The sequence below is a fragment of the Pedobacter sp. PF22-3 genome (assembly GCF_026239555.1).
Lineage (GTDB): Bacteria > Bacteroidota > Bacteroidia > Sphingobacteriales > Sphingobacteriaceae > Pedobacter.
Genome location: NZ_JAPIVP010000009.1, coordinates 1 through 23,760, shown reverse-complemented (window position 1 = coordinate 23,760; position 23,760 = coordinate 1). Strand labels below are relative to the sequence as shown.

Sequence of the window (23,760 nt, the reverse complement as noted above, 5' to 3'; positions counted from 1 at the left end):
AAGATGAGTAGAAAGCTATTTTAAAAATTGGAAAAAAGCGACAATATGTTAAAGCAAAAGAAAATTAACCGCAAGTAAATTACTGTTGCTTTGGTATTGAAGTGGCGTTAAACCGGTAAATTTCTTAAAGATGTTATTTAAATGTGATTGATCATAATAGCCACAACTATAACTAATTGATGAAATATTTGTATGCTGATTTGCTTGTTTGAGGCATTTAAGTAAGTATCTGAACCTGACAATATCAACAAACTTTTTTGGACTTAAGCCGATGTGTTCACGAAATTTTCTTTCCAGCTGTCTTTCAGTTGCAGGAACTTCTTTTAGCATTTTCGTTAAACTGCTCATTCCTTTCCGAGCATAAATATGCTGGAGCGAAGTAAATATTATTTTATCATTATGAGTATTTTGAATATGCAGCCCTAACAAAAAATCTTCAATCAAATGAATAGCTACAACATTTTCAGGTTGTTCCTGAATTCTTTCTAAAAGTAAACGGCCAGAATGACCAGTTAATTCATCAAACGAAATGGTTTTATCATTAACCTCAAAAGCAGCAATATTAAACAATTTAAATAGGGCAAATGGTTGTAAAACAACAATTAGCATATCTGTTTTTGCTGTAGTGGATAAGGTGTTAAAATGCGTAATCTGTCCGTATACAAAACATTTAGGCTGTATATTAAAATTACCATCCAATTTGTTTTTCTGTGAAAAGGGTATTTTCCTGTGAAAAACAATTCCGGGACTTCCATCAGAAAAAAATCTAAAATCATGTTTTATACAGACATCGCTTGAAAGAATCAGGTAGTGTCTAACAATATTGCTCAGAGCTGGTGATGGCGGTATTTGCATGAATTACATCGAAATTAAAATAGATAAAAGGTATTTTAATTCTTCTTTTGATTTCCAAACGTTAGACTTTCTGCGCTTATCACATTTCCAGAGCACTCTCTTCCACTTTTCTTCTCAGTTCATCCTTATAAGCCTGCATTTTAACCGTTAAAGATTCATCAGCAGTTGCTAAAATCTGAGTAGCCAATAAGCCTGCATTTTTAGCAGCATTTAATGCCACTGTAGCCACAGGGATGCCATTCGGCATTTGTAAGATTGATAAAATACTATCCCAGCCATCAATGGAGTTTGATGATTTAACCGGAACACCGATTACGGGTAAAGTAGTGATAGAAGCCATCATTCCTGGCAAGTGAGCGGCACCACCGGCACCGGCAATAATTACTTTTAAACCACGTCCTTGCGCTTCTTTAGCATAATTAAACATGCGTTCTGGTGTTCTGTGGGCGGAAACCACCGTGATTTCGTAATTTATTCCAAATTCTTTTAATACATCTGCAGCATCTTGCATTACAGGCAAATCTGATTTGCTCCCCATTATAATTCCTACTAAGGCCGAATTTGAATTTCCTTGACTCATATCTATTTATATTTCTTTTTTACTTCTTCTAAAATTTTGTATTTCCACCTCGCTATTAGTTCCCCCCTTCAGGGCGCTAGGGGGCTTATGCAATTACCTTCAATGTTTTTTGTACAAAACGTGCTTTTTCAATTGCTTTTTCCCTGTCGATATCAACAATGGTTACATGGCCCATTTTACGGAAAGGTTTAGTGTACTTTTTGCCATATAGGTGAACATAGACGCCGTCAATAGCTAATATTTTTTCAAGATTTTCATACCTGGCTACACCTTCAAAACCTTTTTCGCCAAGTAGATTGATCATAATAGCATTGGTAATGCTGCTTGTATCGCCAAGTGGCAGGTTATAAATGGATCGTAAATGTTGTTCAAATTGAGAAACATAGTTGCCCTCAATGGTTTGGTGACCGCTATTATGTGGACGGGGAGCTACCTCATTAACCAATAATTCGCCATCTTTACATACAAACATTTCCACCGCTAAAATTCCGGTAATGTTCATTGCTGAAGCAATGTTCTTGGCGATGTTTTCTGCTTTGTGTTGCAAACTTTCAGCAAATGTTGAGGGTGAAATCAGAAACTCAACCAAATTGGCTTCCGGATTAAATTCCATTTCTACCATAGGGAAAGTTTTTACATCGCCATTGGCATTACGGGCCACGATAACGGCTACTTCTTTTTCAAAATCGACCAGTTTTTCTACAATGCAAGGTGCATCGAAAGCTTTCTCAAGATCTGCCGCACTATTGATTTTCATTACCCCTTTGCCATCATAACCATCTTTACGCAGTTTTAAAATATATGGAAAAGGGATATTACAGTTCTCCATATCTTCCTTTGTATTTACAATCTGGAAAGGAGAGGTGGGAATATCATTTTCTTTAAAAAACTGTTTCTGAACACCTTTATCCTGGATTAAACGGATCACCCTCGATTGAGGAAAAACTTTTTTACCTTCTTTTTCGAGCTGCTCAAGCGCATCGATATTTACCTTTTCAATTTCAATGGTAATAATATCAGCTTTCTTTCCAAAGTTGTAAACGGTGTCAAAATCGGTAATGGAGCCGTTTTCGAAATAATTGGAAATGTGTTTACAGGGAGCATCAGGATCTGGGTCTAAAACTAATGTAGTTACATTGTAATTGATTGCTTGTTGAATGAGCATTCTGCCCAATTGTCCGCCACCTAAAATACCTAATTTTAATTCGCTAATCTGTTTTGCCATGCGCTTGAAAATAATGCTACTTTTGTGCAAAAGTAACCATAATAAATTTTATTGATGAATGCTGATGCAATAATTATTGGGGCAGGTGCTTGTGGATTGATGTGTGCGGTGCAGGCAGGCTATTTAGGCAAGAAAGTAATTGTGCTGGAGAAAAATGAAAAGCCAGGTGCCAAAATTTTAATTTCAGGAGGAGGTCGTTGTAACTACACCAACCAATATGCATCAGCTGAGCAATTTATATCTGCCAACCCGCATTTTGTGAAATCAGCTTTTACACAATGGACGGTAGAAGATACCATTGGCTTTTTCGAAACCTATGGTATTGAAGGCAAAGAAAAAACTTTAGGGCAATTATTTCCAGATCATAAAAATGCAAAAGATGTGGTAAAGGTTTTTACTTCAATTTGCGAAGATTTTGGGCAGGAAATTCGATGTAATGCCGATGTAAAGGATATCGAAATATTGCCTGAAGCTTTTAAAGTAAGCTATGAGAAAAATGGAAAAACAGTTGTTTTAACAGCTGAAAAGCTGGTAATTGCTGCAGGAGGGTTACCGATTCCGAAGATGGGGGCAACCGATTTTGCTTTACGTTTTGCCAGGAAACACAACTTAAAAATCATTGAAACCGCACCAGCGCTGGTTCCATTAACCATTACCGGAAAAGACGAAGAGTGGTTTGCACAACTTTCGGGCAATTCTGTTTTTTGCGAAGTCAGCAATGATGAAATTTCGTTCGAAGAAAATATCCTTTTTACCCACTGGGGATTAAGTGGGCCGGCTATTCTGCAAATTTCTTCTTTTTGGAGAAGGGGAGAAACGATTAATTTAAATCTGTTGCCACATCAGCATATTATTTCGCTATTGGATGATGAAAGAAAAAATAACGGTAAAACTTTATTGTCGACATTGTTAAACCGGATTTATACCAAGAAGTTTACCGATGCGTTGGGTAAATTTCTACCTTTAAGTAAACCAGTTGCAGCTTTAACGAAAGCAGAGATTGATTTAATTGAACAAACCATCCACCATTTTAAGGTTAAACCCGCAGGCGATAAAGGTTACGATAAAGCCGAAGTGATGCGCGGTGGAATTGATACGAATGAAATCTCTTCTAAAACCTTGGAGTGCAAAAAAATCCCGAACCTGTTTTTTGGTGGCGAATGTTTAGATGTTACGGGTTGGCTGGGTGGCTACAACTTTCAATGGGCCTGGGCCAGTGGTTTTGTAATTGCGCAGAATTTATAAGACTTGTTGTCGACAACTGAATGTTATTGGTTTAAATATTATTTTGGAAATGAGGGACTGTAATACTTAGGATTGTACAGCCCTGCCATCGTTCCAAGTCCTCACTCTCGCTCCGGGCTTTACACTTTATCAGGTTTATTTAACTTAAAACAGTAGGTCTTTGGCGAAAAGTTCAGACGCAACAAAATCATTTAGGCTTTAAAATTTACGATTAAATTTAGTAAATTTGATATACTATGGAATCGTTAAAAGATATAATTTCAACAAATGCTGATATTTTAGGCGGTTTACCTGTCTTTGCAGGTACTAGAGTTCCGGTTGAAACCTTATTTTTCCATGTCGAAAAGGGAATCACCATTAACGAATTTTTAGAAGATTTTCCAAGTGTTTCTAAAAAGCAGGTTATTAGTGTCTTAGAAGTTGCTAATAAATTGATAACATCAGATCATATAGATAAAATCTATGAAATTGCTTTTTGATGAAAACCTTCCCAAAAGATTAAAAGAACATTTCGAAGAACATGAGATTTATACTGTTCGTGACATGGGTTGGAATGGTGTTAAGAATGGAGAATTACTGAAGTTAATGATTGCGGATGAATTTGATGTATTGATTACTTTTGATAAAAATCTTCAGTTTCAACAAAATTTTTCAAAATATACACTTCCAATAATCGTTTTGAATGCATTTGATAATACTTATTTGACATTAAAAGAATTTATACCTCAAATTTTATTATTACTGAAATCGAATCTTAAAGTTGGTGCTAACATAATCACCTACAAATAAACATTTGGCATAATTTCCCATGCCCATGGTTTTTTAAAGGTTTTGAAAGTTCTCAGTTGAGAAAAATATAATACCTCACTTGTTTTTCTGTTAGCAATATCCCTTCTGTGCAGATTGCCAACGGTAGTAAATAATTCCCGGGTTTTAAAATCATAAACCCTTTCGGTCATATCGCCAGTATTTTGATTAAAGTAAAGATTGATGGCGCTCGTTAAAAACCAATCTTTGTTTTCAAATTTAAAGGTATAGCCCAACTCCCAGCGCCACTCAGAACCACCCTGAAAACGAAGATAAAGCTGTTGGTCTTTAATCGCAATCTGCTGGAGCGGATCGCCCAGTTTACCACCTTCTTCTGAGCGCAAGATAAAATCATTGTTCTGCGTAGATAAATTTAAAGTACCTGTTGATTTATCTTTAAAAAATATGGCCAATATTCTTGGTTTCTGGGTTTCTTTAATGATATCTGTATTGTTGTCTCCATAAACACGAGTTTCATCAATTGATCTGTTAAACTCAAAAACTACTGCTAAATCGTCTGTTGCATCGTTGTTTAAATCGCCATAAACCTGATCGATAACCTTCCAGTTTGACGGGGTAAACTGTTCAACAGAAGTACCTTGTGTTTTAATCTTAGGGAATATAAATGTTTTTTGCGCAAAGCTGATTTGCACGCAAAGCATCAGGACGTAAAAACAAAAAACTTTCATTCAGGTAGAAAAAGGTGTTGATGTAAGGATAAAACGTTTGGTTTCCGTTTTTAGTTTAATTCAGCAAAGTCTGTTGTCCATCATACTGTTTTAATTAACTGCCTGATTATTTTACTTTGAAATCGTAATATAGCTATTAATTGATTTGACGTTTTGTGCAAAATAGACACTGAAATGAATTCAGGGTGACGGCACTAGTTAAAAAAATCACTTACTTTTGCAGAAAAACAAATCCTTTTGAAAACCGAAATCCTTGCCATTACGCCACCGTTTACCCAACTGAATACCCCATATCCGGCAACGGCGTATATAAAAGGTTTTCTGAATACCAAAAATATCAGCGCAACACAGGCTGATTTGGGTATTGAGGTGATTTTAGAGCTGTTTTCTAAAAAAGGATTACAAGATTTATTCCATCATACTGAGCAGATTGTGGAAGATCAAAAAACCACAAGCGACAATGCCAAACGTATTTTTGCCTTACAGGATGAATATCTAAAAACCATCGATGCAGTGATTGCATTTTTACAGGGCAAGAATCCAACTTTGGCATTGCAGATCTGTAGTGATGATTTTCTGCCCCAGGCTTCGCGTTTTGCTGCTTTAGAAGAGTTGGATTGGGCTTTTGGCGCAATGGGTACACAGGATAAAGCGAAACATTTGGCTACACTTTATCTTGAAGACATATCTGATTACATAGTAGAGTGTGTTGATGAAAATTTTGGTTTTAGCCGTTATGCAGAACGTTTAGGCAGAAGCGCTAATTCCTTTGATGAGCTGTACTACGCTTTGCATAAAGAACCTACGTACATTGATAAGATCCTGATATCGGTTTTAAAAGCGAAAATTGAAGCGGTTGAGCCTAAATTATTTTTGATTTCGGTTCCCTTTCCAGGTAATTTATACAGCGCTTTCCGCTGTGCGCAATGGATCAAAGCCAATCATCCTGAAATTAAGGTTTCTATGGGTGGCGGTTTCCCAAATACTGAATTAAGATCTTTATCAGATCCACGTGTTTTTGAATTTTTCGATTACATCACCTTGGATGATGGCGAGCTTCCGATTGAATTATTATATCATAATATCATACATCCTATCCCTGCAGAGGCTCACTTTTATAAAAGAACTTTTCTACTCGAAAATGGCAAAGTAGTTTACCGCAATGATGCTTTCAGAAACGATTATAAACAATCCGATGTAGGTACACCAGATTATACAGGCCTGCTTTTGGATAAGTATATTTCGGTAATTGAAATTGTCAATCCAATGCACCGCATGTGGAGCGATGGACGCTGGAACAAACTCACCATGGCACATGGCTGCTACTGGGGAAAATGCACTTTCTGCGATATTTCGCTTGATTATATTAAAGTTTACGAACCTGTTGCCGCCAAATTGATTGTAGATCGGATAGAAGATCTATATGAAAAGACCGGGCAGAATGGTTTTCACTTTGTAGATGAAGCGGCACCGCCGGCACTGATGCGTGAGGTGGCCCTCGAAATTATCAGAAGGAAATTAGCTGTTACCTGGTGGACCAATATCAGGTTCGAAAAAAGCTTTACACAGGATCTGTGTCTATTGTTAAAGGCATCAGGATGTATCGCGGTTTCAGGCGGATTGGAAGTGGCATCCGACCGTTTGCTGAAATTGATCGATAAAGGTGTAACGGTAGAACAGGTGGCCAGGGTAACGCGTAATTTTACCGAAGCGGGGATTATGGTACATGCTTATTTAATGTATGGTTATCCTACCCAAACGGTACAAGAAACGATTGATAGCTTGGAAATGGTGCGCCAATTGTTCGAAATGGGCATATTACAGTCAGGTTTTTGGCACCAGTTTGCCATGACGGCTCATAGTCCGGTGGGAATGTATCCTGAAAAATTCGGCGTAGTTAAAGAGACCGAGGTCATCGGAACTTTTGCCAATAACGACATCAATTATACTGATAGCACGGGAATTGATCATAATAAATTTAGTTACGGATTAAAAAAATCGCTTTTCAATTTTATGCATGGAATCTGTTTTGATTATGAGCTGCAGGATTGGTTCGATTTCAAAATTCCAAGAACAAAAATTCCCGCTGATTTTATTGAAAAAGCATTGCATGATGGCGATCAGTTTAGTACTAAACCTACTGCAAAAGTAGTATGGATAGGAGGAAGGCCCTCTTCAGCATATTTTACAAAATCGAAAAAAGGAAATATCTGGGAAATGGCCTCACTTACTTTTCACGATAAAAAGGAAACTTTTACCGTTCAAACGAATAAAAAAGAGGGCAAATGGTTAACTGACATGTTGAATAAAATTTCGATCTCAAATGAAAAGGTATATACTTTTCAAGAGATTAAAACCGATTTTGAGTCTGAATTGGAAAATTTTGAACTTTTCTGGTATTCTAAGCCCATAAATACCTTGCGGGAATATGGTTTGTTAGTATTGTAAAGTGTTTATATTCATTCCAGCTAGCGTAATTTTTTTGACGATCCAATCTTCTTGCTATTGCTGCGCTCGTTAAAAACGAGCGAGCGCAAACATGAACGGTTTTTGAGTGCTTCGTCACCCTGAACTTGATTCAGGGTCTATTTGGATTAAATATTCAGTTTCCGATTTAATAGGTGGGATAAGTGTAGCCATTAACTACAAATCCAATTTTGAGTCAGAGTTGGAACTTTTTTGGTATTCTAAACCCATAAACACCTTGTGGGAATATGGTTTATTAGTACTGTAAAGTATTATGCTCATGCCAGCCTAGCGTAATTTTTTTGACGATCCAATCTTCTTGCTATTGCTGCACTCGTTAAAAACGAGCGCAAACGTGAGTCTATTTGGATTGAAAATATTAGTTTCCAATTGTATAGCTTTGTTAAGCGTGGTGACGAAATGCAAATTTTAAAAGATTCTTCACTGCGTTCAGAATGACATGTATAGGCGCATTGATAAAGGTAAAGAGTTTAATTAAAACTTACATAGGTATTGCTACATCTTCATTTTAAAATGCGTCAGGAAGTAAATGATGCAAATAAGTACAATTGAATTTAGAATTAAAAGCAGCCATGAAATGACTGATTTTCTATCTTTCATTACCGCAATAAAAGAAGTGATATAAGCCATTGCAATCAGGGCCAGAAACAAGTTTACGGTCTGGATACCCAGGATATAATACCCGCTATAGGAGAAAACCGCTACGCTTAATATTAAGAATATAACTGAAGCGGAGGTATAGAGTTTGTTTGGTTTCATATTAATTTAATTTACTATATAAAGAACATCAAACTAAAAGTTGATATTCTTTAATAGCTTAAAAATGTATTACTTAATCACAGTGCGGAACGGTGAAAGTCCAGGTTTCTGATTCTCCGTTAGGAATAATATAACCATTTCCTCTTGTGTTCTCAAACCATAATTTACCCCTTAGTTTTTCCCTGGTTCCTACTTCGTTTAAGGTTGCGCTATCATAAAGCCGGCCATTGATCATTACATATTTGATTTTTTCCGAGTTGCGGATGTCATCTAAAGGATTGGCATCCATAATGATCATGTCTGCCAGTTTACCTACCTCTAGTGAGCCAATTTCTTTGTTCATGCCTAAATAGCCTGCACCATTTAATGTTGCAGCCCTGATGGCCTGCAGCGGACTAAATCCACCTTGAACTAACATCCAGAGCTCCCAATGCGCCCCTAAACCCTGAATCTGTCCATGCGCGCCAAGGTTAACCTTTGTACCGCCATCTGCAATTTGTTTGGTGGCTTTGGCAACTTCAATGTGATTGTAATCACTGTATTCAGATGTGGTTCTGCGTCTCGCCCGTGCATCAATAATGGAACGGGGAGTGTAAGTCATCAATTTTTCGTTTTCCCAAACGTTAGTCCTGTCGTACCAGTAATTTTCGCCCCATTGTCCGCCATAAGCAACAATTAGCGTAGGGGTATAGCCCACTTCTGTATTGTTCCAAAGGGTAGTGACATCCTTATACACTGGCAAAACCGGAATACTGTGCTCAATGCCGGTATGTCCATCTGCAACCATGTTCATGTTCGTGAAAAATGTTGAACCACCTTCAGGTACAACTTCCATCTTTAACTGGCGGGCCGCCTCCAAGATTTGTTGGCGCTGCTCTCTGCGGGGTTGGTTGTATGATTTAACTGAAAATGCACCTACCGCTTTTAAACGGCGCAGGTTGGCCAGGGCATCATCCAAACTATTAATCACCACTTTGAAATCGCCATCTGCACCGTACAATATAGACCCTGTAGAATAAACCCTCGGGCCAACCATTCTGCCTGCCTTAAGCATTTCACTTTGGCTAAAAACCATTTCGGTATTGCTCGATGGATCGTGCGAAGTGGTTACACCGAAAGCCAGATTAGCCATATAACTCCAGTCGCTCTGCGGTGTTATTCCGTCCGGACTGGTACGCAGGTGGGCATGAACATCCACTATGCCAGGCATAATTGTTTTACCATTAACGTCAATTACTTTGGCATTGCCCGGAATGCTTATTGCATCTGCTTTTCCTATTGCCATAATTTTATTTCCATCGGTAATGATGGTTCCGTTTTCAATAACTTCATCGCCTTTCATTGAGATGATCCTTGCTCCTTTAAGTGCAACTAGTCCGGTAGGGATGTCAGACTTTAATACCAGATTAATGTCTATGGCAGAAGCTTCGGTTTTAGGGGTGCTTCCGTCAAAATTAAAGGCACTGTTTACGTCAATGGTAAAATATTTTGGGCCTAAGGTCCAATGCAGGCTTTTGCTGTCTGCGCTCCATTGCATGTATGTTCCGCCATCAGTTGTTACTTTAGTAACCGGAATGGCCTTATTTCCTGCAGATGCATCCTGCGCCGTACCGATATTGATCATCGGTGTGATGTAAACGTTAAATAATTCATTAAATGCCAGCCACTTATTGTCTGGACTAATCACAAACTGATTCGCATATTGAGAAGTAAAATGAGTTTTTTCGTTTGCGCCGTTCAAGTCGATGCTTTTTAGTGCCTTTTTACCATCAGCATAACTTTGGAAATAAATACGGGTATCAGTATTATTAAACTGTGGACGGATTCCGTTATCCAAAATCAAAGTTTTAGCGCCACCACTGGCCGGCATGATAAAAATTCCCGTGCCCCGACCAAAGTTATAACCTAAAACGTCGTTCCCACTTCCTTTTCTGAAAACAATTTTATCTCCTTTGGTAGAATATTGTGGAGAATAATAAAATCCTTTTTCATCGCTTAGCATAATGGTTTTCCCCGATTTTACATCCGTACGTTTGATTGCTCCACGTAATTCGTCATTCCAAGTGGTATAAACCACGTATTTTCCATCAGGGCTAAAGGCGGGTTCAAATTCAAAATCCAGGCCATTGGTTAACCTTTCTGGTGTTCCTGCTGGTAATTCCTGTTTGTATAAGTAGCCAGCAGCATTAAAAACAACTATTTTTCCATCTGGAGAAGTAGTTAACTGCCTTAGCATTTTTGCAGAAAAGTCGTTACTGAAAACCTGCTGTTCAAAATGTAAGGCTTTTTGAACAGTTTGGATCGTATTGGCCTGAAAGGGTATAATAGTATTGATCAACGTACCAATTTCTGTTTTTCTGATTTTTCCTTTCGCATAAAAAACGATGCTTTTGCTATCAGGTGTCCAGGCGAAATTAGGATAAACGCCAAAAATGGCCCATGTTTCCTGCTGATCATGCGATAAATCCTCATTTATTGGCCACTCTTCTCCCGTTTTAAGGTTCTGAACATACAAGGTAGACTTCAACCTTACCCTTTTTACAAAAGCAATTAAATTCCCATCGGGAGAAACCTGCGGACGGCAAGCGCCGCCCTGCTCATCAATTAAAGTATTAAGTTTTCCTGTGGTTAAATCGAGCTGACGAATGGCATAAATGGTTCCATTGGGATCTTTACTATATTCGAAATTAGGGCCTGGACTCACATCTTCACTAAAGTAAACGTATCTTCCATCCGGCGAAACATTTGGCTCGCCCGCATCCTGCTGGTCATTTTTGCGTTTAGTTAACTGCACGCCATCACCTCCATTTATATTATACATCCACATTTCGCCTGCTCCGAGAGAACGACTAGCTGTAAAATGCTTACGCGCAATAATGTATTCGCTGTTTGGCATCCAGGTGGCATTGTTTAATAACCTGAAACTTTCTTTGGTAATTTGTTTTTTACCGGAACCATCCCGGTTCATGATCCAAATGTTATCTCCTCCGCTTTTATCGCTTGTGTAGGAAATATATTTTCCGTTAGGGCTAAACCGAGGCTGAACATCCCACGCCACACCTCCGCTGATCAGTTTTGCTACGCCACCACTAATAGGCATCACGTAGATATCACCAAGTAAATCAAAAACAATTTCTTGTCCGTCGGCACTTACATCGAGGTTCATCCAGGTACCTTCATCCGTATTTAGCGTGAAATTTTTTGTAGTGCCCTGGTATTTTTCGATATCCCATTTTTTTTCCTGGGCATAAGAACTGAAAAATAATAGTGAAAGAGCGGATAGAAAATAGAAGTGTTTCATTATATGTTTGGATGGTTATTTGAATAATTCGTGTATTTTTCTTTGTAGTATTTTTTTATCAGGTAGTTGTGTTTTGTATTCTGCTACTAAAGTAGGAGAAAGACTTCGGCTCAATGCATATTCTACAACTTCATTATCTTTATCTTTGCAGAGCAGAATACCAATACTTGGATTTTCATTTGACTTTTTAACATCTCTATCTAAAGCTTCCAGATAGAAATTTAACTGGCCTAAATGTTCGGGCTTAAATTTATCTACCTTTAATTCAAAAGCGACTAAACATTGTAATCCCCGATGGTAGAAAAGAAGGTCAATATAAAAATCACTATTGCCGACCTGTATTTTATATTCTTCACTAATAAATAAAAAGTCTCTGCCGAGTTCAAGAATGAAATTTCTCATTTCCTGAACTAATTTTTTTTGTAGGTCGCTTTCGTTATGAGGCTCTGGGAGATTTAGAAATTCGAACACATAAGTATCCTTGAAACTATTTTCTATATCATCATTTAAAACTCTCAGCACTGCTGAGAGTTTTAAATCGTTAGAAATAGATCGTTCAAAAAAGCTACTGTTTATCTGTCTTTCCAGCTCTCTTGAACTATATTTTTCTCTTAAACAAAGTTGTATATAAAACTCCTGCTCTTCGATAGATTTAGTTCTTGATAAAATAATCAGGTTGTTGGTCCAATTGATTTCCCTCACCAGTAGTGAGAGTTTTGGATAATCTTTATAGCTTTCATAAAACTGTTTCATCCGCCAAAGATTTTTATCCGAAAAACCTTTTAAATCAGGTTCATTCTTTGATAAAAATTCAGCTAGTTGCTTTACTACTGATTGTCCCCATTCGGCATTTTTAACTCTGTTGTGTATATACTCCCCAATATTCCAATATAGGTTTATTAATGTAGAATTAACAGTTTTCAATGCCACTGACCGGGCATTTTTAATTAAGCTGACAATATCTGCAAACTGCGTTTCTAACATTTAATCCTTCTTATTTAGCAAAGTTAATAATCTTTTCTAAAGATGATTTTTTTCCAATTTCCAACAATAATAAGTGGCGATTTTGGATTAAATGTATAGTTTTGATACCGCCGATTTATGACAGCAATAGAGATTTTACAAAAATATTGGGGACACCAGGCTTTTAGGCCTTTACAGGAAGATATTATTTCCTCCGTTTTAGAGGGGAAGGATAGTTTAGCGCTATTGCCTACCGGTGGGGGAAAATCCATTTGTTTTCAAGTGCCGGCTTTGGTTAATGAGGGTATTTGTATTGTAGTTTCTCCTTTAATTGCTTTGATGAAAGATCAGGTAGAGAACCTGAAAGCGAAAGGTATAGAAGCCATTGCCATTTATGCCGGGATGGGCAAACGTGAAATCGATATCTTACTAGATAACTGTATTTACGGAAAAATAAAGTTTCTTTATCTATCCCCTGAGCGTTTATTGTCTGATTTAGTGCAGGTTCGTATTTCCTACATGAATGTGAACCTGATTGCGGTTGATGAAGCGCATTGTATTTCGCAATGGGGTTACGATTTCCGTCCGCCGTACCAACAGATTGCCAAACTCCGCGAAATTTTGCCTAATGTTCCCGTGCTGGCACTTACCGCCACAGCAACTGATTTTGTAAGGAAGGATATTATCGAGAAACTGGAAATGAAAGACCCGCAGGTTTTTGTTAAAAGTTTCGCCAGGGACAATCTGAGTTATGTGGTTTTTGGTAATGAAGATAAATACAAAAAACTGATCGATATTTGCCAAAAGGTAAAAGGTACAGGTTTGGTTTATGTACGTAACCGGAGAGAAACTGCCGAGGTTGCTAATTTTATCAATAGGAATCAGATTAAAGCTGATTTTTACCATGCCGGGCTGGAACGTGACGTCCGCTTCTTGAAACAGGAAGAGTGGAAGAACAACAAAACCCGTATCATGGTGGCCACAAATGCCTTCGGGATGGGCATAGATAAAGCAGATGTTCGTTTTGTAGTGCATTTAGATTTACCTGAAAGTTTAGAGGCCTATTACCAGGAGGCTGGCCGGGCAGGTCGCGATGAAAAAAGAAGTTATGCGGTTTTATTGGCCAATCAATCGGATATTATGGGCCTAGAATCGCGATATTTAGACAGCTTTCCTTCACCGGATGAAATCAGAAAAACTTATCATTACCTGGGCAATTATTTTCAATTGGCATTTGGATCTGGGGAAGGCTTAAACTTTGCTTTTGATATTGCTGATTTTTGTAAACGATTTAATGTTAGTGTTTTAAAAACAATTTCTGCGCTGAAGTTTCTTGAACATGATGGCTACCTCACATTTTCAGAGAGTGTGTTTCTACCTTCAAGAATAATGTTTATCGCCAGTCATGAGGATATTTATCGTTTTCAGATCGAAAATAAAGCTTATGATGGCATTATAAAAACCATTTTGCGCTCTTATGGAGGTGCTTTTGATGGTTTTGTAAAGATTAGTGAAGCGGATTTAGCCAAGAGAACAGGCTTATCTTATAAAGATATTATCGCGCTACTGGATAAATTGCAAACGATTGAGTTGCTTACCTATATTCAGCAAACAGATCAGCCGCAATTACAGTATGTTAGACCCAGGGTAGATATGGATCATTTTGATCTTGATGTAAAATACCTGGAGCTGAGAAAGGAAATCTTACATAAACAGATCCATGCTGTGGTAAGCTACGCTTCGTCTAACTTGTGTAGAAGCATCCAGTTACTTCATTACTTTGATGAACACCATGCGACAAAGTGTGGCGTTTGCGACGTTTGCCTGGCTGAAAAAAGAGCCGAAAACCATCATTCGCTACGTGAAGAAATAGATTATGAAGTTATTTTTTTACTTCAACAACAACCTTCAAATCTTGATGATCTGGTAACTGGCATTAAAAATGGCAATGAAGCGGAAAGAATTGATGCCATTAGAGAATTATTAGATGCAGGTAAGATTAAAACGGACGGGAAGAAGTATTACCTTTAGATGTGAGATGTGAGATGTGAGATGTGAGATGTGAGATGTGAGATGTGAGATGTGAGATGTGAGATGTGAGATGTGAGATGTGAGATGTGAGAAAAATGGCTATCAAGTTAGCAAGAAAATCTTAGTTTTGTAATGAACTATTTAATGAATGCAATCAAACAACCAGTATAACCTTCCGCGAAGCGAAAAACAAATGATAGAAAAAGACAATAAGAAAACCATCCGCTCATGGGCTTTCTTCGATTGGGCAAACTCTGCCTACAACCTGGTTATCACTTCAACAATTTTTCCTGTTTATTATGTAGCCATAACCACCACAAAGGAGCACGGTGATGAAGTCACATTTTTTGGGAAAACATTTATAAACACGGTATTATCCAATTATGCATTGTCTTTCGCTTACCTGATTATGGTGATTTTGCTTCCCATATTATCATCTTATGCCGATGCTAAAGGTAAAAAGAAATTCTTTATGCAGTTGTTTACCTACATGGGTTCAATTGCTTGTATGGGATTGTTCTTCTTTAAACTTGAAACGCTGGAAGTGGGGATTATATGTTTCGTCCTCGCTGCAATGGGTTACGTGGGTGGGGTAATGTTTAACAACTCTTACCTGCCAATAATTGCATCTACCGAAAATCAAGATAAGGTTAGTGCACAGGGGTTTTCTTACGGCTATGTTGGAAGTGTTATTTTGCAGTTGATATGTTTTGTTTTCGTATTAAAACCCGAAATATTCGGTATTACTGATAAATCGCTGCCTGCCCAAATTTCTTTTTTACTTGTTGGGATATGGTGGTTTTTATTTGCTCAGATTCCTTTTAAGGTATTGCCAAAAGATTTACCCAATTCAACATTGGTAGGCAAGGGGATCATAAAAAGTAGTTTCGGAGAATTTGTAAAAGTATGGAAACAGTTAAAGCAAATGAAGTTTTTAAAAACTTATTTAATTGCTTTTTTCTTCTATTCGATGGGTGTTCAAACCATTATGCTTGCAGCAGCAGGCTTTGGCGCGAAGGTTTTAAAATTAGAATCGGGAAGTTTAATTGCCGTAATCTTAGTTATCCAGCTGGTTGCAATTTTAGGTGCCTGGTTGATGTCGCTTTTAGCAAAAAAAATGGGCAATATCAATGTGCTCATCATTGTTGTAGCAATTTGGATAGCTTGTTGTATTTATGGTTATTTTATTACCAATGCATATCAGTTTTTTGCCTTGGCAGCAATAGTTGGTTTAATTATGGGCGGAATACAATCCCTTTCACGTTCAACCTATTCAAAAAATATACCTGAAAATACGACAGATACAGCCTCTTTCTTTAGTTTTTATGATGCAACTGAAAAATTGGCCATTGTTATCGGTTTATTCAGTTTTGCTCTTATTGAGGGGATTACACATAATATGCGTCAATCAATCATTGCTTTGGCATCATTTTTTATAGTAGGATTAATCTTTTTGGTAATCTTAAGGAAAATCGAACGCAAAGAACCAGCAAAATTGTAAGTTTGCAGCCGTAAAGAATATGATGAAAGTAGAATTATTTGTGCCTTGTTTTGTAGATCAACTTTATCCCGAAACTGCTTTTAATACTTTAAGGTTATTAGAAAAATCGGGATGTGATGTAACCTATAATTCAAAACAAACCTGTTGTGGCCAACCGGCTTACAATGCTGGTTATTGGGATGAAGCTAAAGAAGTGGGCACGAAGTTTCTGAATGATTTTACCGAAAACACTTATGTAGTAGCACCATCAGCATCGTGCGTAGGGATGGTAAAAGGTGGATTTAATGATCTTTTTACCAATACGATTGTACATAACAAGTGCCGAAGTTTGCAATCAAACATTTGGGAGCTTTCTGATTTTCTGGTGAATGTGGCTAAAAAAGATTATTTCGGTGCAGAGCTTGAAGGTAAAGCGGTGTATCATGATTCTTGCAGTGCTTTACGCGAATGTAAAATCAAAGATGAGCCACGCCAGCTCTTGTCTAAAGTTCATGGTTTGGAAATGATTGAAATGGAGGATACCGATATGTGCTGTGGTTTTGGTGGGACATTTGCCGTTAAATTCGATGCCATTTCTTCTGCAATGGCCGAGCAGAAAGTGAATCATGCCCTTGCGCAAGGTGCTGATTATATTATTTCTACTGATTTATCATGCCTGTTACACCTGCAGGGCTATATTGATAAAAATAACCATCCAATTAAAACCATGCACATAGCCGATGTATTGTGTAATGGCTGGTTGGAGAGTACGGAATACTAGTTTGAATCTTTCCATGGCCCTGTGTTCCACAAGCCATCATCGTTAAGTTTTTTCGGTAAAAAAGAACTACTGTTTTTTGTCAATTAAACCTGACCGTCAGCGTTATCCCGATTAAAGAGAAATTTTAAATTATAGCGTATGTTCTATCGGGATTAAGCAGAGGGCGGGACTATCGCAACCGAAGAACTACTGCAATTGCTTTCCAAAAAAAATGTAAAAAATAAATTACATCGGCCTTTAAATAGATTGCTTAGCTAATCCACTAGTAGATTTTAACACAATTTAACACGTTTACGTTACAATCTAAAATATCTTTGTTAAACCTTTTCAAGGCTTTCGTATCCAACTCACAAAACAAAATCATAATGAAAAAAATAACCGTCGCTTTACTTGGGTTTTTATCGATTGTATCTGTGGCAAATGCCCAAAAGAAAAAAACTTCAGGCGCTATACAATTCGAAAACACGGTAGACCCTGCCGCTATGGCTTCAGCCAGTGGCATTCAGTTAACGGATCAGATGAAAGCGAGAATGCCTTCATCGAGCAAAACCAATTTTGAGTTATTATTTACGGCAACCAATGCCAGTTATATGCCGGTTGAAGAAACTGAAGATAGTAATGGCGCAGGTGGTGGCGGTGGAGGAATGGGTAGGATGATGATGCGTTTTGGTGGCGCAGGTGGCAACCGCGAGTATTATTACACCTTTGCTGATAAAAGCTTAACAGAAGTATTCGACCTGAACGATACCACTTATTATATGCCAGGTAAGTTAACGCTTTCTACTTCCGGACCAATTTCTTCGTTCAGAATGGGAGGTGGCAACCCTAAAGACAGCACAAAAGCACAACCCGCTCCGGCACCAAAAATTGACGTGGTTAAAACGGATTCGACCAAACAGATTTTAGGCTTTACCTGTCACCAGGCCATTGTAAGATCGACAAGGGCGATCAAAATTTTAGATATGGATAAAAATGTGGTGGAAGAAACCAAAATCTGGTATACCAACGATTTAGGTTTTGATTTTTCTCCAAATCCAAATATGTGGACAGAAGGTACGGTATTGGCTATTGAGGGAAGGGGAAACAGCACAATTGCCAAAAGTATTGAATATAGAAATGTAAGTGCTAAAGATGTTACTGCGCCTAAAAAAGCAAAATTGATTACCGCTGAAGAATACAAATCTAAAATGGAAAACATGATGAAACGTTTTAGACAGAACAGATCAGGTGGCGGAGGTCAGGGAAGAGCATTTGGAATGAATTAATTCATTCTGCGAGACTTCCGAAGTTTTATATTAAAGTCTTGAAAGTACCAGCTTTCAGGGCTTTTTTTGTATCATTTCTGAAAAGGTTGGCTTTAGTTTTTGCATCTAAATGGAGAATAACTATTATTGGGGTTAAATAACCTAGCCAAAAGTGATTGCAGTAGAAAACAAGACAAACTTATTAGCAACTAAACAGCATTTCGAAATTTTAGATGGACTAAGGGGAGTAGCTGCCATTGTAGTGGTAATTTATCACTTTATGGAAATCGTGATTACCAATTACAACAAAAATTTTCTTTCTCATGGCTTTCTTGCTGTGGACTTTTTTTTCTGTTTGTCGGGTTTTGTAATTGCGTATGCATACGATACCCGTGCGCCGCATATCGGAATTACACAGTTTTTTAAGTTAAGGCTTATCCGTTTGCATCCGCTGGTGTTTATCGGTTCTGTTTTAGGATTGTTCACTTTTCTAATCGATCCATATAGCGACCTTTATGAGGTTTACGGATTCGGAAAAACTTTTCTTTTGTTTTTATCATCCGCTTTTCTAATACCTTATCCGGCCATGCCAGAGCGATATACCAATTTGTTCTGCTTAAATGCGCCAGCCTGGTCGCTGTTCTGGGAATATATTGCCAATATTTTTTACATTTTCGTACTTTATCGGTTAAGCAAAAAATCACTGATGGCTTTGGTTTTTATAGGTGCAGTATGTCTTTGTTATGTTGCCGTAAATGCCACTAATATAGGCGGTGGCTGGGGCGGACAGAATTTTTGGGACGGCGGAGCGCGTGTGCTTTTTTCTTTTACAGCTGGTATGCTGGTTTACCGTTTAAATTGGATAATCAAAAATAAACTTGGCTTTTTAGGTATGATCGCGCTTTTGCTAGCGGCATTTTTAGTTCCTTTTAATGATAAATATAACTGGATTACCGAACCTATCCTTGTAATATTTTACTTTCCACTTTTAGTCGCATTGGGTGCAGGCACAACATTAAATCCATCATTTAAAAAGGTCTGTAATCTGTCAGGCGAAATATCATACCCACTTTATATGGTACATTATCCATTTTTATGGATATTTTTAACCTACGTAGACGATGTTCAACCATCAGCATCCTTACTGTGGGTGATTATCCCGGTTTCGGTATTGCTTTTAATCGTTTTCTCGTACCTGGTCATGAGGTTTTTGGATATTCCGTTGCGTAAGTATCTTAAACATAAATTTTTAAACGATAGCAGCAGATGAAATCTTTAAAACCTGCATTCTTTTTTCTTCTTCAATTCTGTTTTTTGGTTGCAATTCGTCAAATGATTATGCCTATAATGAAAAAGTAACTTCCATTTTTTTAAGACAAATGAAGCAGATCGATGAAACAGATCGTGTTTTCAGTGATACTTCGAAGATCTACGCGAAAGGTTTTCCTGATTCAATTTACTTATCAAACCAGGCTGAAAACCTCATTAATAATTCGGAAATAGACCTCCAGGATATGGCAGGTTTGCGACCCGGTATCGCCGCTACAAAATTTAACAAAGGTGTAATCAAATATTTAACTGCTATAAACGATTATGGCAAAATGGCAAAACAGCTGTTGCAGGCAAAAGCTTTTGCTGAGAGGCGAAAGTACCATGATCAGCTAACTGTTAAATACGAAAAACTGAATGCCTATCCTGATCAGTTATTGGTGATACAGCAGGCTTATTTACAAGAAGTAGGACTGCAGCCGAAGTAGATTTTGAGCTAAAATGATAAATAACGGTATAAATTTCGTACATTTGCACAAAATAAAATCACATTGTAAGTGATCTTTAAAACTCTTTTATTTAAAAATTAAATCATAGTTGTAGATGATTAACATTACGTTACCTGACGGTTCTATTCGTCAGTATGAGAAGGGTACTTCTTCCCATCAAATTGCACTGTCAATTTCTGAGGGCTTGGCCCGCAATGTATTAGCCGCTGAGGTTAATGGCGAAGTTTGGGATTCAACAAGACCGATCGAGTCTGATTCAACAGTAAAATTATTGACCTGGAATGATACCGCCGGAAAATCGACTTTTTGGCATTCATCCGCTCACTTAATGGCTGAAGCTTTAGAAGCACTTTATCCAGGTACTAAATTTGGTATTGGTCCGGCGATTGAAACTGGTTTTTATTATGATGTAGACTTTGGCGACCGCGAGTTTTCTTCGGATGATTTTAAAGCCATTGAAACCAAAATGATCGAACTGGCAAAGCAAAAGGAAACTTTTGTTCGCGAAAGTGTAAGCAAGGCTGATGCAGTAAAGTACTTTACCGAAAAAGGCGATGAGTATAAACTGGATTTAATTGATGGCCTTGAGGATGGTAAAATTACTTTTTATACCCAGGGTTCATTTACTGATTTATGCCGCGGTCCACATATTCCAAATACCGGTTTTGTAAAAGCAGTAAAACTGATGAATGTGGCTGGTGCTTATTGGAGGGGCGATGAAACTAAAAAACAGTTAACCCGTATTTATGGTGTAACTTTCCCTAAGGCGAGCGAGCTTACTGAATATCTTTTAATGATTGAGGAAGCAAAAAAACGCGATCACCGTAAATTAGGAAAAGAACTTGAACTTTTTGCTTTCTCAGAAAAAGTAGGAATGGGCTTACCGTTATGGTTGCCAAAAGGAACTGCTTTGCGCGAACGTTTGGTTAATTTCTTAACTAAAGCACAGGCTAAAGCAGGTTACGAGCAAGTAGTAACACCACATATCGGGCATAAAAATTTATATGTAACCTCAGGTCACTGGGAGAAATACGGTAAAGATTCTTTTCAACCGATTAAAACTCCGCAGGAAGGAGAGGAGTTCTTTTTAAAACCGATGAATTGCCCACACCACTGTGAGATTTATAAAACAAAACCACGTTCTTATAAAGATCTTCCGGTTCGTTTTGCAGAGTTTGGTACAGTTTACCGTTACGAACAAAGTGGCGAATTACACGGTTTAACCCGTGTACGTGGCTTTACTCAGGATGATGCACACTTATTCTGTATGCCTGAGCAGGTAAAAGATGAGTTTAAAAAAGTGATCGATTTAGTACTTTATGTATTTAAATCTTTAGGCTTTGAAAATTACACTGCACAAGTTTCGTTAAGAGATCCGGAGAATAAGTCGAAGTACATTGGTTCTGATGAAAACTGGAAATTATCAGAAACTGCCATCATCGAAGCTGCTGCAGAAAAAGGCTTAAACACTGTTGTAGAATATGGCGAAGCGGCATTTTATGGTCCTAAGCTTGATTTTATGGTGAAGGATGCTTTGGGTAGAAAATGGCAGTTAGGTACCATTCAGGTTGATTACAATTTACCAGAGCGTTTCGAATTGGAATATACCGGTAGCGATAACCAAAAGCATAGACCAGTAATGATTCACCGTGCGCCATTTGGTTCATTGGAAAGATTTATTGCCGTTTTGATTGAGCATTGTGCCGGAAACTTCCCGCTATGGTTAAGTCCTGAACAGTTCATTATTCTTCCTATTTCAGAAAAATATGAAGAATATGCAAAAAAAGTTTTAGATGAACTAAATAATTCCGATATTCGCGGGCTGATTGACTTTCGTGATGAGAAAATCGGTCGCAAAATACGCGACGCGGAAGTTAAAAAGATCCCATACATGCTCATTATCGGCGATAAAGAGATGGCAGAAGGTAAAGTTTCTGTTCGTAAACACGGTGAGGGAGATTTAGGCGAAATGACGTTGGAAGAGTTCAACAATTTATTAAGAAAAGAAATAACAGTTTAAATTAAAACAATACAAATTTGGCATTAGGAAGACCAGGATTTAACAGGGGGCCACGTCCACCTTTTAAGAAAAAAGAAGCAGAGCATAACATTAATCAGTATATAAAATCGCCTGAAGTGCGTTTAGCTGGCGATAATGTTGAACCGGGGATTTATCCTTTGGCGAAAGCTTTGGCGCTTGCTGATGAACTGGAATTGGATTTGGTAGAGATTTCTCCAAACGCTGTACCGCCCGTTTGTAGAATTATTGATTACAGTAAATTTGTTTACGAGCAAAAGAAAAAGCAGAAAGAAATTAAAGCTAATGCGAAACAAACTGTAATTAAGGAGATCCGTTTTGGTCCTAATACCAACGATCACGATTTCCAGTTTAAATTAAAGCATGCAGTAAGCTTTTTAGAGAACGGTGAGAAAGTTAGGGCTTACGTGCATTTTAAAGGTAGAGCGATTGTTTACAAAGAGCAGGGAGAGATTTTATTATTAAAATTTGCCCAGGCTTTAGAAGATGTAGGAAAAGTAGAATTGTTACCTAAATTAGAAGGTAAACGTATGTTCCTGACAGTTGCGCCTAAAGTAGCAAAAAAATAAAAATAGGTTTATAAATTAAAAAACAGGTTATGCCAAAAATGAAAACCAATTCCAGTGCTAAAAAGCGTTTTTCGCTTACTGGAACAGGTAAAATCAAAAGAAACAACGCATACAAAAGTCACATCTTAACCAAGATGAGTACTAAACGTAAACGTGCCTTAGGTCAAGCAAGTATCGTATCTGATGCTGATATGGGTAACGTTAAACGTATGCTTTGTATCGGAAAGTAATTTATTAATTCACCAGGTATCAGGCTTTAAGTTTCCGGTTAAAAGGAACGCCGCTTACCAAAAAACAACAACAACATGCCACGTTCGGTAAACGCAGTAGCTTCGAGAAGAAGAAGAAAAAAGATCCTTAATTTAGCCAAAGGTTATTGGGGAGCAAGAAGTAAGGTTTATACTGTTGCTAAAAACACAGTAGAAAAAGGTTTGCAATATGCATACCGTGACCGTAAAGTTAAGAAAAGAGAATTCCGCGGATTGTGGATCCAACGTATCAACGCTGGTGCACGTCAACACGGTATTTCTTACTCTCAATTAATCGGTAAACTAGCTTCAAAAGAAATCGGTTTAAACCGTAAAGTATTGGCTGATTTAGCAATGAATCATCCAGAAGCTTTCAAAGCTGTAATTGATGCAGTAAAATAGAAGTTTTCGCTTAAGCGATAATCATATTTAAAAAAGGTTCCGATGCAAATCGGAACCTTTTTTGTTGAATAGGCTTACGATGTCCACCTGCAATACAGCCATTCAGACCTCGTAAGTCTTGCAACGTGAATAATGGCATGATAAATCTTAAAGGTAGTTATGTATGATGGATTTATCCTAAAACGGGTCGTCATCTCGACTGGAGCAACGCGGAATGGAGAGATCTATCTAGATAGATTTAGCTTCGCTGAGCCTGCGGGTTTTCTACTTTGTTGCAC

The 23,760-nt window shown here is 37.7% G+C and carries 21 protein-coding genes; 14 read left to right on the top strand and 7 right to left on the bottom strand.

The window, feature by feature from the left end; all coding sequences use genetic code 11:
- Positions 1 to 48 precede the first annotated feature (48 nt).
- The 3 genes from OQX63_RS12830 to OQX63_RS12820 form a co-directional block, all read right to left on the bottom strand.
- Entirely contained in the window at positions 49 to 855 is an 807-nt protein-coding gene (locus tag OQX63_RS12830; protein ID WP_322974401.1) for a helix-turn-helix domain-containing protein, read from the bottom strand.
- Between the two features lie 79 nt (positions 856 to 934).
- Complete coding sequence (gene purE / locus OQX63_RS12825) at positions 935 to 1,435, bottom strand: 5-(carboxyamino)imidazole ribonucleotide mutase (RefSeq protein ID WP_265851265.1); 501 nt, start codon at positions 1,433 to 1,435, stop codon at positions 935 to 937.
- Positions 1,436 to 1,520: 85 nt separating this feature from the next.
- Positions 1,521 to 2,660 carry a 5-(carboxyamino)imidazole ribonucleotide synthase gene (locus OQX63_RS12820; RefSeq protein WP_265851264.1) on the bottom strand — a complete coding sequence of 380 codons (1,140 nt, stop codon included), beginning with the start codon at positions 2,658 to 2,660 and terminating at the stop codon, positions 1,521 to 1,523.
- Positions 2,661 to 2,714: 54 nt separating this feature from the next.
- Between OQX63_RS12820 and OQX63_RS12815 the strand changes: the two genes are divergently transcribed.
- The 3 genes from OQX63_RS12815 to OQX63_RS12805 all read left to right on the top strand — a co-directional run bounded on the left by OQX63_RS12815 (position 2,715) and on the right by OQX63_RS12805 (position 4,694).
- Entirely contained in the window at positions 2,715 to 3,905 is a 1,191-nt protein-coding gene (locus OQX63_RS12815) for an NAD(P)/FAD-dependent oxidoreductase (protein WP_265851263.1), read from the top strand.
- A gap of 236 nt (positions 3,906 to 4,141) precedes the next feature.
- Positions 4,142 to 4,384: a DUF433 domain-containing protein gene (locus tag OQX63_RS12810; RefSeq protein ID WP_265851262.1), complete on the top strand. Its 243-nt coding sequence runs from the start codon at positions 4,142 to 4,144 to the stop codon at positions 4,382 to 4,384.
- Complete coding sequence (locus OQX63_RS12805) at positions 4,368 to 4,694, top strand: DUF5615 family PIN-like protein (protein WP_265851261.1); 327 nt, start codon at positions 4,368 to 4,370, stop codon at positions 4,692 to 4,694. The genes OQX63_RS12810 and OQX63_RS12805 overlap by 17 nt, the downstream gene beginning before the upstream one ends.
- Here OQX63_RS12805 and OQX63_RS12800 read toward each other — a convergent pair.
- Positions 4,685 to 5,401, bottom strand: coding sequence for a hypothetical protein (locus OQX63_RS12800; RefSeq protein WP_265851260.1), 717 nt, complete (start codon positions 5,399 to 5,401; stop codon positions 4,685 to 4,687). The genes OQX63_RS12805 and OQX63_RS12800 overlap by 10 nt on opposite strands.
- Before the next feature lie 237 nt (positions 5,402 to 5,638).
- On the opposite strand from OQX63_RS12800, the gene OQX63_RS12795 reads away from it, so the two are divergent.
- A complete protein-coding gene (locus OQX63_RS12795; RefSeq protein WP_265851259.1) occupies positions 5,639 to 7,849 on the top strand; it encodes a B12-binding domain-containing radical SAM protein in 2,211 nt (736 codons plus the stop codon).
- Positions 7,850 to 8,383: 534 nt separating this feature from the next.
- Here the strand turns inward: OQX63_RS12795 and OQX63_RS12790 are convergent.
- The 3 genes from OQX63_RS12790 to OQX63_RS12780 form a co-directional block, all read right to left on the bottom strand.
- The gene (locus tag OQX63_RS12790) at positions 8,384 to 8,647 is read right to left on the bottom strand and encodes a hypothetical protein (RefSeq protein WP_265851258.1); all 264 of its coding nucleotides are present in this window, start codon (positions 8,645 to 8,647) and stop codon (positions 8,384 to 8,386) included.
- 73 nt (positions 8,648 to 8,720) lie between these two features.
- Positions 8,721 to 11,948: an amidohydrolase family protein gene (locus OQX63_RS12785; protein WP_265851257.1), complete on the bottom strand. Its 3,228-nt coding sequence runs from the start codon at positions 11,946 to 11,948 to the stop codon at positions 8,721 to 8,723.
- A gap of 15 nt (positions 11,949 to 11,963) precedes the next feature.
- Entirely contained in the window at positions 11,964 to 12,932 is a 969-nt protein-coding gene (locus OQX63_RS12780) for a PDDEXK nuclease domain-containing protein (RefSeq protein ID WP_265851256.1), read from the bottom strand.
- A 117-nt stretch (positions 12,933 to 13,049) separates the two neighbouring features.
- Between OQX63_RS12780 and OQX63_RS12775 the strand changes: the two genes are divergently transcribed.
- From OQX63_RS12775 to rplT, 10 genes are all read left to right on the top strand, one after another.
- Positions 13,050 to 14,942 carry a RecQ family ATP-dependent DNA helicase gene (locus tag OQX63_RS12775; RefSeq protein ID WP_265851255.1) on the top strand — a complete coding sequence of 631 codons (1,893 nt, stop codon included), beginning with the start codon at positions 13,050 to 13,052 and terminating at the stop codon, positions 14,940 to 14,942.
- A 193-nt stretch (positions 14,943 to 15,135) separates the two neighbouring features.
- Positions 15,136 to 16,443, top strand: coding sequence for an MFS transporter (locus tag OQX63_RS12770; RefSeq protein WP_265851435.1), 1,308 nt, complete (start codon positions 15,136 to 15,138; stop codon positions 16,441 to 16,443).
- Between the two features lie 22 nt (positions 16,444 to 16,465).
- Positions 16,466 to 17,203, top strand: coding sequence for a (Fe-S)-binding protein (locus tag OQX63_RS12765; protein WP_265851434.1), 738 nt, complete (start codon positions 16,466 to 16,468; stop codon positions 17,201 to 17,203).
- Between the two features lie 365 nt (positions 17,204 to 17,568).
- The gene (locus OQX63_RS12760) at positions 17,569 to 18,468 is read left to right on the top strand and encodes a hypothetical protein (protein ID WP_265851254.1); all 900 of its coding nucleotides are present in this window, start codon (positions 17,569 to 17,571) and stop codon (positions 18,466 to 18,468) included.
- 151 nt (positions 18,469 to 18,619) lie between these two features.
- Complete coding sequence (locus tag OQX63_RS12755; protein ID WP_265851253.1) at positions 18,620 to 19,717, top strand: acyltransferase family protein; 1,098 nt, start codon at positions 18,620 to 18,622, stop codon at positions 19,715 to 19,717.
- Between the two features lie 109 nt (positions 19,718 to 19,826).
- Positions 19,827 to 20,204 carry a hypothetical protein gene (locus OQX63_RS12750; protein WP_265851252.1) on the top strand — a complete coding sequence of 126 codons (378 nt, stop codon included), beginning with the start codon at positions 19,827 to 19,829 and terminating at the stop codon, positions 20,202 to 20,204.
- Positions 20,205 to 20,319: 115 nt separating this feature from the next.
- Complete coding sequence (gene thrS / locus OQX63_RS12745) at positions 20,320 to 22,245, top strand: threonine--tRNA ligase (protein WP_265851251.1); 1,926 nt, start codon at positions 20,320 to 20,322, stop codon at positions 22,243 to 22,245.
- Between the two features lie 17 nt (positions 22,246 to 22,262).
- Positions 22,263 to 22,832: a translation initiation factor IF-3 gene (gene infC / locus OQX63_RS12740; protein ID WP_051691975.1), complete on the top strand. Its 570-nt coding sequence runs from the start codon at positions 22,263 to 22,265 to the stop codon at positions 22,830 to 22,832.
- A gap of 29 nt (positions 22,833 to 22,861) precedes the next feature.
- Positions 22,862 to 23,062 carry a 50S ribosomal protein L35 gene (gene rpmI, locus OQX63_RS12735; protein ID WP_029279105.1) on the top strand — a complete coding sequence of 67 codons (201 nt, stop codon included), beginning with the start codon at positions 22,862 to 22,864 and terminating at the stop codon, positions 23,060 to 23,062.
- 75 nt (positions 23,063 to 23,137) lie between these two features.
- The gene (rplT, locus tag OQX63_RS12730; protein ID WP_025144714.1) at positions 23,138 to 23,482 is read left to right on the top strand and encodes a 50S ribosomal protein L20; all 345 of its coding nucleotides are present in this window, start codon (positions 23,138 to 23,140) and stop codon (positions 23,480 to 23,482) included.
- Positions 23,483 to 23,760: the final 278 nt, after the last annotated feature.